Below are 12,512 nucleotides of genomic sequence, written 5' to 3' on the forward strand. Positions count from 1 at the left end.
CCCCCCCCCCCCCCGCCGTCCCTTCCCGCCCCCCCGGCCCGCCGTGACGGCCGCGCGCAGCCGCCCGTCCGGACCGGCGAGCAGCACCGGGGTCTCCGGCCCGCCCAGGTCCCGCACCGCTGCGCGGTCGTCGTCCGACGCGGCCTCGGCGTTCGACACCACGGCCGCCGCCTCCAGCGACTGGGCGCCGCTGGCCACGGCCATCGCGACCGCGGTCCGCAGCGCGCTCAGCTTGAGCGACTCCAACTCCACGGTGCCGGCCACATAGGTGCGGCCCGTCTCGTCGCGCACGGCCGCGCCCTCGGGCACGCCGTTGCGGGCGCGGGCGCTCCGCGCAAGGGTGATGATCTTGAGGTCCTCGGCGCCGAGGTCCTCGTGCTCGCGGTTGAGTGTCATGATCCGAGGATAGGCCGGGGCCTGTGGCACGGGTCGGGGGCTCAGCCCCGGGCGGCCTCGACGAACTTGTCGGTGGCCGCCTTGGCGAGGCCGTCGAAGTCCTTCTTGGCCGCGGCGGCGTCCGCCAGGTGCAGCATGCGGAACACACCCGCGCCCTGGCGCGCGACCACCAGGTCGGGCGCGATCTTGATGCCGGGCGCGACCTCCAGGGTCATCCCGAAGGCGATGGCCTCCTCGGCACCCTGCGGGGCGGTGAGCCTCTTCGACTCGACCTTCATCTTCTGGCCCTCGACCTCGACGCTGAAGCCCGCACAGCCGTCCAGCGCCGCGGCGATCTTCTTCGTGTAGTCGGCCGCGCCGGCACCGGCCGGGAAGGTCGCGACCTCCTGGCTGAGCTCGGAGGCGTTGTCGCCGATGACGAAGTCGACGCTCGCGCCCTGGGTGGCGCCCTCGATGCCGGCGCTCATCATGGCGGCCAGGGGCTGGCACTCGGCCTTGTCGGCCTTGTAGACCGTCTTGTCGTCCTCGCCCTTCTTGGCCTTCCAGCCGGACGGCAGGTCCTTCACCTCCAGGGCGGCGGCCTTCATCTGCGCGGCCGTCAGCGGCGCGGCGGCCGGAGCCTGGGACGTCGGAGCCGCGGAGGCGGAGGCCGACCCACCGGCGGCCGGCTTGTCGGCACCGTCCTTCTCGGTGCCGTCCGAGCCGCCGCACGCGGCGGTCAGCGAGAGCGCGGAGACGGCGAGAACGGCGGACAGGCCACGGGTGATACGCGTGCGCATGATGCGGGAGCCTCAAGGGTGAGAGGGACGACGGGAAGCGGCACGACCGCGTCCTGCGATGTCGTGCCGCGTGAGAATATCCGGGCCCTCCGACATCGCCTCAGCGAGGGCCCCGATTCCTCAAGAGATCGCCAAATCCACTGGTCACAGGGGGTCGTGCGCGGTCAGCCCGCGACCGGGTACATCGCCCCGCGGCGCCCCTCCGGCGAGACCAGCCACTCCAGCTTCTCGGCCGTGTCCGCCTCCGGGAGCGGGGTGTGCATCACGATCACCAGGTCCGGCCGGGCCGGCACCCTGAGCTGGGTGGACTCGACGACCAGCGTGCCGACCAGCGGGTGCTCCATCTCCTTGCGGTTCTGGCCGCCCGGCAGGATGTCCCGCCGCTCCCACAGCTCCGCGAACTCCGGGCTGAGCTCCTTGGCCTCCTCGACCACCGCCCGGAAGCCCTCGTCGTCCGGGCACTCGGAGCACGCCGAACGGAACTGCGCGACGACCTTCGGCGCCAGCTCCTCCCAGAGCGTCGCCCGCTCGCGGTACAGCGGATCCGTGAAGAACGCGATCAGGCAGTTCTGCACGATCTCCTGCCGCATGCCGAGCACGACCGCCGCCGCGTCGTTCCACATCACGGTGTTCCAGTACTGGTCCATGATGTGCGCGGGGAACGGCATCCACGCGTCGATGAGCCGCCGCAGGCCGTGGCACATGTCCCGGTCCTCCGGGGCCGCCTCCAGCGGCGGCGGGTTCAGCGCCGCCAGGACGTACAGATGGCGCCGCTCGGCCGGGCTCAGCCGCAGCACCCGCGCCACCGAGTCGAGGACCTGCGGGGAGACCGTGATGTCCCGGCCCTGCTCCAGCCACTGGTACCAGGAGACCCCGACGCCCGCGAGGACCGCGACCTCCTCGCGGCGCAGGCCCGGGGTGCGGCGGCGCGCACCGCCGTCCGGGAGTCCCGCCTCGGCCGGGCTGACCCGGGCCCGACGGCTCATCAGGAACTCGCGCAGTTCGGCGAGTCGGCGCTGCTTCGCGCCGGCACTCTCGAGAGCGGTGGCCACGTGTGCTTCCTCCCCCTGGACGCATGGTGGATGCCTGGTGGTGCGACCAACAGGATAAGTACCCGCTCCCCGGCGTTGTTCCCGTCCGCCGAAGGTGGGGGCATGGCAACGACGACCACCCCGCCCGAGTCCCCCACCGCCCCCTCCGCCGCCCCGGCCGCTCCCCCCGCCCTCACCGGCCGCGACCGGCTCGTCCTCTTCGTCCTGTGCGCCGCCCAGTTCATGGTGGCGCTCGACTTCTCCGTACTGAACGTCGCGCTGCCCGTCCTCGGCGCCGACCTGCGCTTCGACCCGTCCGCCCTCCAGTGGGCGGTCACCGCCTTCGCCCTGCCCTCCGGCGGCTTCCTGCTGCTCTTCGGCCGGATCGGCGACCTCTTCGGCCGCAAGAAGCTCTTCCTTTCCGGCCTCGTGCTCTTCGGCGCGGCCTCCCTGCTCGCCACCCTCGCCTGGAGCCCCGGCGCCTTCCTCGCCGGCCGGGCCCTCCAGGGCCTGGGCGCGGCGGCGATCGTGCCGACCGGCATGGCGCTGCTCACCACCGTCTTCCCCGAGGGCCCGCTGCGGGCCAGGGCGCTGGGCATCTCCGGCACCCTGATGTCCCTCGGCTTCACCATCGGCATGGTGCTCGGCGGTGTCATGACCGACACCCTCGGCTGGCGCTCCACCATGGCCCTGCTCGCCGTCTTCACACTGGTCGTGCTGCCGCTCGCCCCGGGCCTGCTGCCCGAGTCCCGCACCCCCGAGCGGCCCCGTCTCGACGTGCCCGGCGCGATGACCGTCACCGGCGGTCTGCTCTCCCTGATCTACGCCCTGACGACGGCCGCCGAGCGCGGCTTCGGCGGTGTGGACGTCCCCGTCACCCTCGCCCTCGGCGTGCTGCTGCTGGTGGCCTTCGGCGTGATCGAGTCCCGGCACCCGGCCCCGCTGGTCTCGCTGCCGGTGCTGCGCCGCCGCACCGTCGCCTTCGGCAACGCGGGCGGTCTGGTCACCTTCTCGATGATGTCGACGATCGTCTTCGTCCTGACCCTGTACCTGCAGGAGACCCTCGGCCTCTCGGCCTTCGCCTCCGGCATCGTCTTCGGCGTCCAGGGCGCCTTCTCGGTCCTCGCCGGCATGATCACCCCGAAGGTGATCGGCCGGATCGGGGCCCACCGCACCCTGGTGGTCTCGCTCGCCGGTCAGGGACTGCTCACCGCCGCGCTGCTCGGCGTCGGCCGGGACTCGGGCGCGGTCCTGGCGACCGTGGCCGTCTCCCTGGCGTCGATGCTGCACCTCGGCGCGATCATCTCGTACGGCGTGACCGTCACCTCCGGCGTCCGCGACGAGGAGCAGGGGCTCGCGACCGGTCTGGTCACCACCACCCAGCAGGTCGGTCTCACCGTCGGCATCCCGCTGCTCGGGGTGCTCGCCACCACCGGCGCGGACCTCTTCGCCGGTGTCCGCACGGTCATCGCCCTGGACGCGGCGATCGTGCTGGGCGCGGCGGCCCTGGTCGCCCTCGGCCTGCGGCGCCGGTCCTGAACCGGGGACCGTCCGGGCCGGAGCCGTACGGTCACGGCCTGTCGGGGCCGGAGCCGTACGGCCTCGGCTACGGCCGGTCGAGGCGGAGCCGCACGGCCTTCGGCAGACCCGCGACCACCAGGTCGTACGAGTCCTCGACGAGCTCCCGGACCATCCGGTCCGGGAGCTCTCCGACGGTCACGGTGTTCCAGTGCCGCTTGTTCATGTGGTAGCCGGGGGCGATCGCGGGGTGCTCCTCGCGGAGCCGCACCGCCTCGTCCGGATCGCACTTGAGGTTGACCCGCAGCGGCTCGGCGTCGAGCCACGAGAGCGCGAACATCTTCCCGGCGACCTTGAAGACGGAGACCTCCGGGCTGAAGGGGAACTCCTCCGAGGCGTCGTTGAAGTCCAGGCAGAAGGCGCGCAGCTCGTCGGGGGTCATTCCGGCTTCTCCTCCGGTTCCAGCGGTTCCACGAGGACGGTGACGATCTTGTTCCGGCGGCCGGCGGGGGCCTCGGCCGTCAGCCGCAGCGAGCGTCCGTCCGGCAGCTCCACGACCGCCTCGGCGCCCGAGATCGGGACCCGGCCGAGGGCCTTGGCGAGCAGACCGCCGACGGTCTCCACGTCCTCGTCGTCGTACTCGTCGGGGCCGAAGCCGTACAGCTCGCCGAGGTCGCCGATGTCGAGGCGGGCGGTGACCCGGTAGCGGTCCTCGCCGAGCTCCTCGACGGGCGGCAGCTCCCGGTCGTACTCGTCGGTGATCTCGCCGACGATCTCCTCGAGGATGTCCTCGATGGTGACGATGCCGGCCGTGCCGCCGTACTCGTCGATGACGACGGCGACGTGGTTGCGCTCCTGCTGCATCTCGCGCAGCAGGTCGCCGGCGTTCTTGGTGTCGGGCACGAAGGCGGCGGGCCGCATCGCGGTGGACACCAGGTCGGCCTCGGACTCCCGGTTGATGTGGGTCCGGCGGACCAGGTCCTTGAGGTAGACGATGCCGACGATGTCGTCCTCGTTCTCGCCGGTGACCGGTATCCGGGAGAAGCCGGAGCGCAGCGCCAGGGTGAGGGCCTGACGGATCGTCTTGTACCGCTCGATGCAGATGAGATCGGTCCGGGGCACCATCACCTCGCGGACGAGGGTGTCGCCCAGCTCGAAGACCGAGTGCACCATCCGGCGCTCCTCGTCCTCGATCAGCGACTCCTGCTCGGCGAGGTCGACCATGGCCCGCAGCTCGGCCTCGGAGGCGAAGGGGCCCTTGCGGAAGCCCTTGCCCGGGGTCAGCGCGTTGCCGATGAGGATGAGCAGCTGCGGGATCGGGCCCATGATCCGGGCCAGCGGCAGCAGCACGTACGCGGCGGCGGTCGCCGTGTTCAGCGGGTGCTGGCGGCCGATGGTGCGCGGCGAGACGCCGACGGCCACGTACGAGACGAGGACCATCACGACGATGGCGACGAGGAGCGCCTGCCAGGTCTCCGGGAAGGCCGTGAGGCAGGCGTACGTGACGAGGACGCCGGCCGCCATCTCGCAGGCGACGCGGACGAGCAGCGCCACGTTGAGATAGCGGGTCGGGTCGGCGGCGACCTGGGCGAGCTTCTCCGACCCGCGCCGCCCGGACCGGACGGCCTCGGCGGCACGGAAGCTGGAGACGCGGGCGAGACCGGCCTCGGCGCAGGCGGCGAGCCAGGCGACGACGACCAGCGCGACCGCGCCGAAGATCAGCGAAGCGTCCATCGGGGTCAGGAGACGGTCGGCGCCGGGGACGGGCCGGTGAGCCCCTTCTCCGCGCGCCAGCCGTCGACGATCGCCGCCTGGAGGCCGAACATCTCGGCCTTCTCGTCCGGCTCCTCGTGGTCGTACCCGAGCAGGTGCAGCACCCCGTGGACGGTGAGGAGCTGGAGCTCCTCGTCCATGGAGTGCTGCGTCGGCGCGTCCTTGCCCTGCTGGGTGGCGACCTCGGGGCAGAGCACGATGTCGCCGAGCAGCCCCTGCGGGGGCTCCTCGTCGTCCTTCGACGGCGGGCGCAGCTCGTCCATCGGGAAGGACATGACGTCCGTCGGTCCGGGCAGGTCCATCCACTGGATGTGGAGCTGCTCCATCGCCTCCGCGTCCACCACGATCACCGAGAGCTCGGAGAGGGGGTGGATGCGCATGCGCGCGAGGGCGTAGCGGGCGATGTCGAGGATCGCCTGCTCGTCGACCTCGGTACCGGACTCGTTGTTGACGTCGATCGACATGGTGCTTGTGTACTACTTCCCGTTGCGGCCGTTGCGGCTGTCGTACTGCTCGTACGCGTCGACGATACGGCCGACGAGCTTGTGCCGGACGACATCCTGCGACGTGAGCGTCGAGAAGTGGACGTCGGGGACCCCGTCGAGGATGTCCCGGACCTGCCGCAGACCGCTCTTCGTCCCGTTCGGCAGGTCGACCTGGGTGACGTCACCGGTGATGACGATCTTCGAGTCGAAGCCGAGGCGGGTGAGGAACATCTTCATCTGCTCGGGGTTCGTGTTCTGCGCCTCGTCGAGGATGATGAACGCGTCGTTCAGCGTCCGTCCGCGCATGTACGCCAGCGGCGCGACCTCGATCGTCCCGTTCGCCATCAGCTTGGGGATGGAGTCCGGGTCGAGCATGTCGTGCAGGGCGTCGTAGAGCGGCCGCAGGTACGGGTCGATCTTCTCGTAGAGCGTGCCGGGCAGGAAGCCGAGGCGCTCGCCCGCCTCGACGGCGGGGCGGGTCAGGATGATCCGGGTGACCTGCTTGGACTGCAGGGCCTGGACGGCCTTCGCCATGGCGAGATAGGTCTTGCCGGTGCCGGCGGGGCCGATGCCGAAGACGATCGTGTGCTTGTCGATCGCGTCGACGTACCGCTTCTGGTTGAGCGTCTTGGGGCGGATCGTGCGCCCCCGGCTGGAGAGGATGTTCTGCGTGAGCACCTCGGCGGGGGTCTCCTCGCCGCCTTCGGCCGATCCGTTCTCGCTCGCCCTGAGCATGGCGATCGAGCGTTCCACTGCGTCCTCCGTCATCGGCTGACCGGTGCGGAGCACCAGCATCATCTCGTCGAACAGGCGCTGGATCAGGGCGACTTCCGCCGCGTCTCCGACCGCGCTGACCTGGTTGCCCCGCACATGGATGTCGGTGTCCGGGAACGACCGCTCGATCACGCGGAGCAGGGCGTCGCCCGAGCCGAGCAGGGTCACCATGGGGTGCTTCGCGGGGACGGTGAAGTGGGCGCGGGCCTGTCCGGGCGCCTCCTCGCGGGGCGCTCCGTCGTGGGCTGTGGGTGTGTGAGTCATGGGCCGGCACTGTGGCCTGCGCATACCTCCCGTTGCAGGGTCCTCGCCGCTCGACGACCTCTCGGTTACCAAGCCTACGACCAGGCGCCGACAAGCCCGTAGCGGTTTACGAGTGGGCCGCTCTGAACCCGATCGTCGGCACGGCCCTGCGCAGCGGCCACGCCCGGGCGGGGGCGGGCAGGAGCCGCTCCAGGAAGGCGTAGCGGCCGCGCAGCGCCTCGGGGTCCTGCCGGGCGTGGCCCTGGACGTGCTGCCACCAGGCGGCGATCTCGCCCCAGGTCGGGGCGGACAGCGAGCCGCCGAACTCCTGCACCGACAGCGCCGCGGTCAGGCCGGCGAAGGCGAGCCGGTCGGCGAGCGGCCAGTCGGCGAGGGTGCCGGTGACGAAACCGGCGACGAAGACGTCCCCCGCGCCGGTCGGGTCGAGGGCGGAGACCTGGATGGCGGGGACCTCCGCGGTCTCGCCGGTGGCGCCGTCGACGGCGTAGGCGCCCTCGGCGCCGAGGGTGACGACGGCGTAGCGGACCTTGTCGGCGAGGGCGCGGGCCGCGGCCCGGGGGCACTCGGTGCGGGTGTAGCGCATCGCCTCGGCGGCGTTGGGCAGGAAGGCCTCGCAGTGCTGGAGGTCGGTGAGGCCGGCCAGGTCCCAGCGGCCGGTGTCGTCCCAGCCGACGTCGGCGAAGACCTTGGCGCCGCCGCGGGCGGCCTGGGCGACCCACTCCTCGGAGCGGCCGGGCACGAGGGAGGCGACGGCGGCGCGCGCGTGCGGCGGGTAGGCGGGCAGGGCGCCGTCGAGCGGCGGGGCCTCGTGGCCGTGGGAGACCATCGTGCGCTCGCCCTCGTAGGCCATGGAGACGGTGACGGGCGAGTGCCAGCCGGGCACGGTCCGGGAGAGCGAGAGGTCGATCCCCTCGCCCTGCTCCAGGGCGTCCCAGCAGTACTCGCCGTAGTGGTCGTCGCCGAAGGCGGCGGCGAGCGAGGTCCGGAGCCCGAGCCGGGCGAGGGCGGTGGCCATGTTGGCGACGCCGCCCGGGCTCGACCCCATCCCCCGGGCCCAGGACTCGGTGCCGCGGACGGGTGCGCTGTCCAGGCCGGTGAAGATGATGTCCAGGAAGACGGTGCCGGTCAGGAAGACGTCGCAGGCCGGGTCGGTGGGCTCGCGCAGGCACACCAACGGGTCGACCTCGGCGTCGTGTTGCGGCTGCTCTCCCCTTGCTGTGCTCACGGCAGGCTCCCCGGTCGCGGTGCGGACCAGATCAGTGTGCCCGATGGGGATGGGGTGACGGGCGGGACGCACAGGAAGGCGCCTCCCATACCCCCGATCCCACAGGCCAAACACATGGTGACCCGGATCACACGCCGAACCGGCGGAAACCGCCTTCTCCGGCCGCCCACCCGCTTGATACACATGGTTCCGCGACCCCGTGCATCGCGCACGCCCCGGGCGCTCCACCCCTCCCCTTCCGTTCCTGGGAACGCCCATGTCCTCGCGGACCCGCGGCGGGGCCCTCGTCGCCCTCGTCGCCCTCTTCACCGCCGGCTACCTCGCCCCGTACCTGCTGCCGACCGTCGTCGGCCGCCTCTCCGCCGGACTCGGCCTCACCCCCGCCCAGGCCGGTCTGGTCGGCTCCGTCCTCCTCCTCGGCTCCTCGGCCGCCGGCTTCACGCTCGCCGCGCGCGGGGAGCGGATCGCGCCGCGCCGCGCCGCCCGCGCCGGCCTGCTCGCGATGGCCGTCGGATACGGCTCCGCCGCCGCGACCGGCCTCGTGCCGCTGGTGGTCGCGGGCGCGGTCCTCGGCGGCCTCGGCTCGGGCACGGCGACGGCGGTGGCCGTGGCCGGGATCGCCGGGGAGCGCGATCCGCACCGCGCCTCCACCCTCGGCCTGCTCTCCGTCTCGGCGATGGCGGGCGCCCTCTACCTGACCCTTCCGCACCTCGGCGGCGGCCACGCCGCGCCGCTCCTCGCGATCGCCTGCGCGGCGGCGTCGGTGTGGCCGGTCACGGGCCGGCTGCCGGGCGGCACGCGGGCGGTGAGGGAGGCCGTGGGCGCCGCACGCGGGGTGCGGGAGGCCCCGGGCCCCCTGCCGTACCGGCGGGCCGGTGCCGTGCTCGCCGGGGGCGTCCTGTGCTGGTCCCTCGCGCAGAACGCCCTCTGGGGCGTGAGCGGCCGCATCGGACTCACCCAGGCCGGCCTCTCCGAGGTGACCGTCGGCGCGGTCTTCGCGGCGGCGCTCGGCGCGGGCCTCGCCGGCGTCACGGCGGCGGGCGCGCTCGGCTCGCGCCTGGGCCGGGCGGTCCCGATCGGCGCGGGCACGGTGATCATCGCGGGCTGCGTGTGGCTGAGCTCGTCCGCCGAGGACCTCGCCGGCTTCGCGACCGGCGAGATCCTGTGGAACGCCGTCTACCCGGTCGTCCTGTCCTACCTCCTGGGGCTGGCCGCCTCCCTCGACCCGCGCGGCCGCTGGGCCGTCATGGTCGGCTCGGCCTCCTCCCTCGGCGTGGCCTGCGGCCCGGTGACCGGCTCCCTGCTCTCCGACCGCGCGGGCTACCCGGGCATGGGCCTGGTCCTCTGCTCCCTGCTCCTGCTGGTCGCCGCCCCCATGACGGCGGTCGCCCGCCACGCCTCCGGCCGCCCCCTGGTCCCGGGCTCGATCCGCCGCCGCGGCGGGGCGCCCGCGGCGGTGCTCGCGGGGCGGGGCGCGGGGACGGCCCTGGTGCCCCAGGTGGGAGCGCCGGAGCAGGAGGTCGCCCCGGTCGCGGTCCCGGCGGGGCGCAGCGTGGCGAAGTCGACGTTCCGCCTGGCCCGCCCGTCGGACCGGGGCTGAGGGCTCGCTCCCGGCCGAACCGCCAGGAGCGGTCGGCGGACGGGCCGCGGCCGAACCGGTTCAGGTCGACGACCCCGGTCGACGCGCCGGACACCGCGAGGCACGGACCGCTGTGGCCGCTCACGATCCGCACGAGCGAGCCCACGGGGGCGCCACGGCGCCGCCGGCGTCCTGCCGGGCGGGCGGGGCGGGCGCCTCGGACCGCCGGGCGGGCGGGGTCCGGGACCGGAGGCGTCCGACCCCCTGCCGCTCCCCCGGGACGACTGCCGGCGCCCGGTGTCACCGCGCGGGGAGCCCGCGGAACCGGTACGGCGGAGAACCGCCGCTACGCCTCGAACTCGTACGCCTCCACCTCGGCGAGGTACCGCGCACGCCGCTCCTCGTCGTCCTCCAGGAACGACGCCCGGAAGGAGTTCCGCGCCAGCTCGCGGAGCTGTTCCGGCGTCAGGCCCAGCGCGTCGCGCACCCCGTCGAAGTTGTCGCCCGCGTACCCGCCGAAGTACGCGGGGTCGTCGGAGTTGACGGTGACGAGCAGGCCCGCCGACATCATCGCGGGAAGCGGATGGTCCGCGAGGGCGTCGACGACGCGCAGCCGGACGTTCGACAGGGGACACAGCGTCAGCGGCACCCGCTCGCGGGCCAGCCGGTCGACGAGCTCCGGGTCCTCCATGCAGCGCAGCCCGTGGTCGATCCGCTCCACGCCGAGCACGTCGAGCGCCTCGCGGACGTAGGCCGCCGGGCCCTCCTCGCCCGCGTGGGCGACGCGGCGGAGGCCGAGCCGGGCGGCCTCCTCGTACACCTCGCGGAACTTGGCCGGCGGGTGGCCGACCTCCGCCGAGTCCAGGCCGACGCCGGTGATCCGGTGCAGGTACGGCTTCGCGGCGTCCAGGGTCGCGAGCGCCGACTCGGCCGACTCGTCGCGCAGGAAACACAGGATGAGCCGGGTGGAGATCCCGTGGCGCTCCTCGGCGCGGTCGAGGGAGGCGCCGAGGCCCTCGATCACGGTGCCGATCGGGACGCCGCGGGCGGTGTGCGCCTGCGGGTCGAAGAAGATCTCGGCGTGCCGGACGCCCTGGGCCGCGGCCCGCTCCAGGTAGGCGTCGGCGAGCTCGGTGAAGTCCTCGGCGGTGCGCAGGACCGCCACCAGGTCGTAGTAGAGGTCCAGGAAGGACTGGAGGTCGCTGAAGCTGTACGCCTCGCGGAGGGCTTCGGTGTCCGCGTAGGGCAGGGTGACGCCGTTGCGGGCCGCGAGCGCGAAGGCGAGCTCGGGTTCGAGGGTGCCTTCGATGTGGAGGTGCAGTTCGGCCTTGGGTACGGGCATGTTCACGTTCGTTTCGGTAGGGGGATCCTCATGAGGTCCTGGGCGATGCTCAGCTCGCCGTCGAACCCGGCCGCCCGCGCCTGCCGCTCGAAGGCCGCGGGGTCGGAGTAGCGCTGCGAGAAGTGGGTCAGGACGAGGTGCCGGACGCCCGCGTCGCGTGCGACGGCGGCGGCCTGTCCGGCCGTCAGATGGCCGTGGTCGGTGGCGAGCCGGACGTCCTCGTCGAGGAAGGTCGACTCGATGACGAGCATGTCGGCGCCTTCGGCGAGGGCGTGCACCCCGTCGCAGAGCCGGGTGTCCATGACGAAGGCGAAGCGCTGTCCGCGCCGGACCTCGCTGACCTCGTCGAGGGAGACGCCGCCGAGGCTGCCCTCGCGCTGGATCCGGCCCACGTCGGGGCCCTTGATGCCGTGCGCGGCGAGCTTCCCGGGCAGGAGGCGGCGCCCGTCGGGCTCGGTGATCCGGTAGCCGTAGGACTCGACGGGGTGGGAGAGCCGGCGGGCGTCCAGCGTGAAGGACCCGGTGACGGCGAGCGGCCCGTCGGCGGCGACGGGCGACTCGGTCAGCTTCACGGTCTCGCGGTAGGCCGTGGCGTACCGCAGCCGCTCGAAGAAGTGCTGCCCGCTCGCCGGGTAGTGGGCGGTGACCGGGTGCGGGACCTGGTCGAGGTTGATCCGCTGGATCACCCCGGCCAGGCCGAGCGAGTGGTCGCCGTGGAAGTGCGTGACGCAGATCCGGTCGAGGTCGTGCGCGGCGACCCCGGCCCGCAGCATCTGGCGCTGGGTGCCCTCGCCCGGGTCGAAGAGGATGCCGCTGCCGTCCCAGCGCAGCACGTAGCCGTTGTGGTTGCGGTGCCGGGTCGGGACCTGGCTCGCGGTCCCGAGGACGACCAGTTCGCGTACGGACACGGGCTATCCGGGGGGCCAGTTGAGGCCGCGGCCGCCGAGGACGTGCGCGTGGGCGTGGAAGACGGTCTGGCCGGCGCCGGCGCCGGTGTTGAAGACGATCCGGAAGCCGCTGCCGTCGATCTTCTCCTGCTCGGCGACCTCGCCCGCCTCGCGCAGTATGTCGGCGGCGACGGTCGGCGCGGCGGCGGCCAGCGACGCGGCGTCGGGGTAGTGCACGCGCGGGATCACGAGGACGTGCGTGGGCGCCTGCGGGTTGATGTCGCGGAACGCGACGGTGGTCTCCGTCTCGCGCACGATCGTCGCCGGCACCTCCCCTTCCGCGATCTTGCAGAACAGGCAGTCGCTCTGCGGCTCTCCGGCCATGTCCCGGGCCTCCTCGGTCTGGTGCCGATCACTGACGGTGTGCTGACGATCAACTACCCGGTCATGCTATCCGCC

General features: G+C 73.2%; 13 protein-coding genes. 2 read left to right on the forward strand and 11 right to left on the reverse strand.

Translation table 11 applies throughout. From position 1 onward, the window contains the following. The 3 genes from K7G60_RS06295 to K7G60_RS06305 all read right to left on the reverse strand — a co-directional run. The coding region (locus K7G60_RS06295; RefSeq protein ID WP_225799798.1) for a hypothetical protein at positions 1 to 396 on the reverse strand (396 nt) is incomplete at its 3' end. Between the two features lie 41 nt (positions 397 to 437). Beyond that, positions 438 to 1,175 (reverse strand): hypothetical protein, encoded by a 738-nt coding sequence (locus tag K7G60_RS06300; RefSeq protein ID WP_225799799.1) that lies wholly within the window; start codon positions 1,173 to 1,175, stop codon positions 438 to 440. Between the two features lie 164 nt (positions 1,176 to 1,339). Further along, complete coding sequence (locus K7G60_RS06305; RefSeq protein WP_263985598.1) at positions 1,340 to 2,161, reverse strand: helix-turn-helix transcriptional regulator; 822 nt, start codon at positions 2,159 to 2,161, stop codon at positions 1,340 to 1,342. Between the two features lie 168 nt (positions 2,162 to 2,329). Between K7G60_RS06305 and K7G60_RS06310 the strand changes: the two genes are divergently transcribed. Beyond that, a complete protein-coding gene (locus K7G60_RS06310; RefSeq protein ID WP_225799801.1) occupies positions 2,330 to 3,745 on the forward strand; it encodes an MFS transporter in 1,416 nt (471 codons plus the stop codon). 67 nt (positions 3,746 to 3,812) lie between these two features. Here K7G60_RS06310 and K7G60_RS06315 read toward each other — a convergent pair whose 3' ends face one another. The 5 genes from K7G60_RS06315 to K7G60_RS06335 all read right to left on the reverse strand — a co-directional run bounded on the left by K7G60_RS06315 (position 3,813) and on the right by K7G60_RS06335 (position 8,245). Further along, a complete protein-coding gene (locus tag K7G60_RS06315) occupies positions 3,813 to 4,166 on the reverse strand; it encodes an MmcQ/YjbR family DNA-binding protein (protein ID WP_225799802.1) in 354 nt (117 codons plus the stop codon). Then, positions 4,163 to 5,458: a hemolysin family protein gene (locus K7G60_RS06320; protein WP_225799803.1), complete on the reverse strand. Its 1,296-nt coding sequence runs from the start codon at positions 5,456 to 5,458 to the stop codon at positions 4,163 to 4,165. Before K7G60_RS06320 ends, K7G60_RS06315 begins: the two co-directional genes overlap by 4 nt. Before the next feature lie 5 nt (positions 5,459 to 5,463). Further along, the gene (gene ybeY, locus K7G60_RS06325) at positions 5,464 to 5,961 is read right to left on the reverse strand and encodes an rRNA maturation RNase YbeY (protein WP_041129173.1); all 498 of its coding nucleotides are present in this window, start codon (positions 5,959 to 5,961) and stop codon (positions 5,464 to 5,466) included. Between the two features lie 12 nt (positions 5,962 to 5,973). Next, positions 5,974 to 7,020 (reverse strand): PhoH family protein, encoded by a 1,047-nt coding sequence (locus tag K7G60_RS06330; protein ID WP_225799804.1) that lies wholly within the window; start codon positions 7,018 to 7,020, stop codon positions 5,974 to 5,976. Between the two features lie 106 nt (positions 7,021 to 7,126). Continuing rightward, the gene (locus tag K7G60_RS06335; protein WP_225799805.1) at positions 7,127 to 8,245 is read right to left on the reverse strand and encodes a PfkB family carbohydrate kinase; all 1,119 of its coding nucleotides are present in this window, start codon (positions 8,243 to 8,245) and stop codon (positions 7,127 to 7,129) included. Between the two features lie 256 nt (positions 8,246 to 8,501). Between K7G60_RS06335 and K7G60_RS06340 the strand changes: the two genes are divergently transcribed. After that, positions 8,502 to 9,845 (forward strand): MFS transporter, encoded by a 1,344-nt coding sequence (locus K7G60_RS06340; RefSeq protein ID WP_225799806.1) that lies wholly within the window; start codon positions 8,502 to 8,504, stop codon positions 9,843 to 9,845. Positions 9,846 to 10,170: 325 nt separating this feature from the next. Here K7G60_RS06340 and K7G60_RS06345 read toward each other — a convergent pair whose 3' ends face one another. The 3 genes from K7G60_RS06345 to K7G60_RS06355 are packed head-to-tail and all read right to left on the reverse strand — an operon-like array spanning position 10,171 to position 12,437. Beyond that, positions 10,171 to 11,166 (reverse strand): adenosine deaminase, encoded by a 996-nt coding sequence (locus tag K7G60_RS06345; RefSeq protein WP_225799807.1) that lies wholly within the window; start codon positions 11,164 to 11,166, stop codon positions 10,171 to 10,173. A gap of 2 nt (positions 11,167 to 11,168) precedes the next feature. Next, positions 11,169 to 12,074, reverse strand: coding sequence for a ribonuclease Z (locus K7G60_RS06350; protein WP_225799808.1), 906 nt, complete (start codon positions 12,072 to 12,074; stop codon positions 11,169 to 11,171). A gap of 3 nt (positions 12,075 to 12,077) precedes the next feature. Further along, a complete protein-coding gene (locus tag K7G60_RS06355) occupies positions 12,078 to 12,437 on the reverse strand; it encodes a histidine triad nucleotide-binding protein (RefSeq protein ID WP_041129179.1) in 360 nt (119 codons plus the stop codon). Positions 12,438 to 12,512 lie beyond the last annotated feature (75 nt).

Origin of the sequence: Streptomyces sp. NK15101, assembly GCF_020400725.1 — a bacterium.
Lineage (GTDB): Bacteria > Actinomycetota > Actinomycetes > Streptomycetales > Streptomycetaceae > Streptomyces.

What these genes read in the sequence shown, in the direction of transcription:
- K7G60_RS06310 (WP_225799801.1), top strand. Translation starts at nt 2,330, where the DNA reads ATGGCAACGACGACCACCCCGCCCGAGTCCCCCACCGCCCCCTCCGCC.
- K7G60_RS06355 (WP_041129179.1), bottom strand. Translation starts at nt 12,437, where the DNA reads ATGGCCGGAGAGCCGCAGAGCGACTGCCTGTTCTGCAAGATCGCGGAA.
- K7G60_RS06330 (WP_225799804.1), bottom strand. Translation starts at nt 7,020, where the DNA reads ATGACTCACACACCCACAGCCCACGACGGAGCGCCCCGCGAGGAGGCG.
- K7G60_RS06305 (WP_263985598.1), bottom strand. Translation starts at nt 2,161, where the DNA reads ATGAGCCGTCGGGCCCGGGTCAGCCCGGCCGAGGCGGGACTCCCGGAC.
- K7G60_RS06320 (WP_225799803.1), bottom strand. Translation starts at nt 5,458, where the DNA reads ATGGACGCTTCGCTGATCTTCGGCGCGGTCGCGCTGGTCGTCGTCGCC.
- ybeY (WP_041129173.1), bottom strand. Translation starts at nt 5,961, where the DNA reads ATGTCGATCGACGTCAACAACGAGTCCGGTACCGAGGTCGACGAGCAG.
- K7G60_RS06340 (WP_225799806.1), top strand. Translation starts at nt 8,502, where the DNA reads ATGTCCTCGCGGACCCGCGGCGGGGCCCTCGTCGCCCTCGTCGCCCTC.
- K7G60_RS06345 (WP_225799807.1), bottom strand. Translation starts at nt 11,166, where the DNA reads ATGCCCGTACCCAAGGCCGAACTGCACCTCCACATCGAAGGCACCCTC.
- K7G60_RS06300 (WP_225799799.1), bottom strand. Translation starts at nt 1,175, where the DNA reads ATGCGCACGCGTATCACCCGTGGCCTGTCCGCCGTTCTCGCCGTCTCC.
- K7G60_RS06315 (WP_225799802.1), bottom strand. Translation starts at nt 4,166, where the DNA reads ATGACCCCCGACGAGCTGCGCGCCTTCTGCCTGGACTTCAACGACGCC.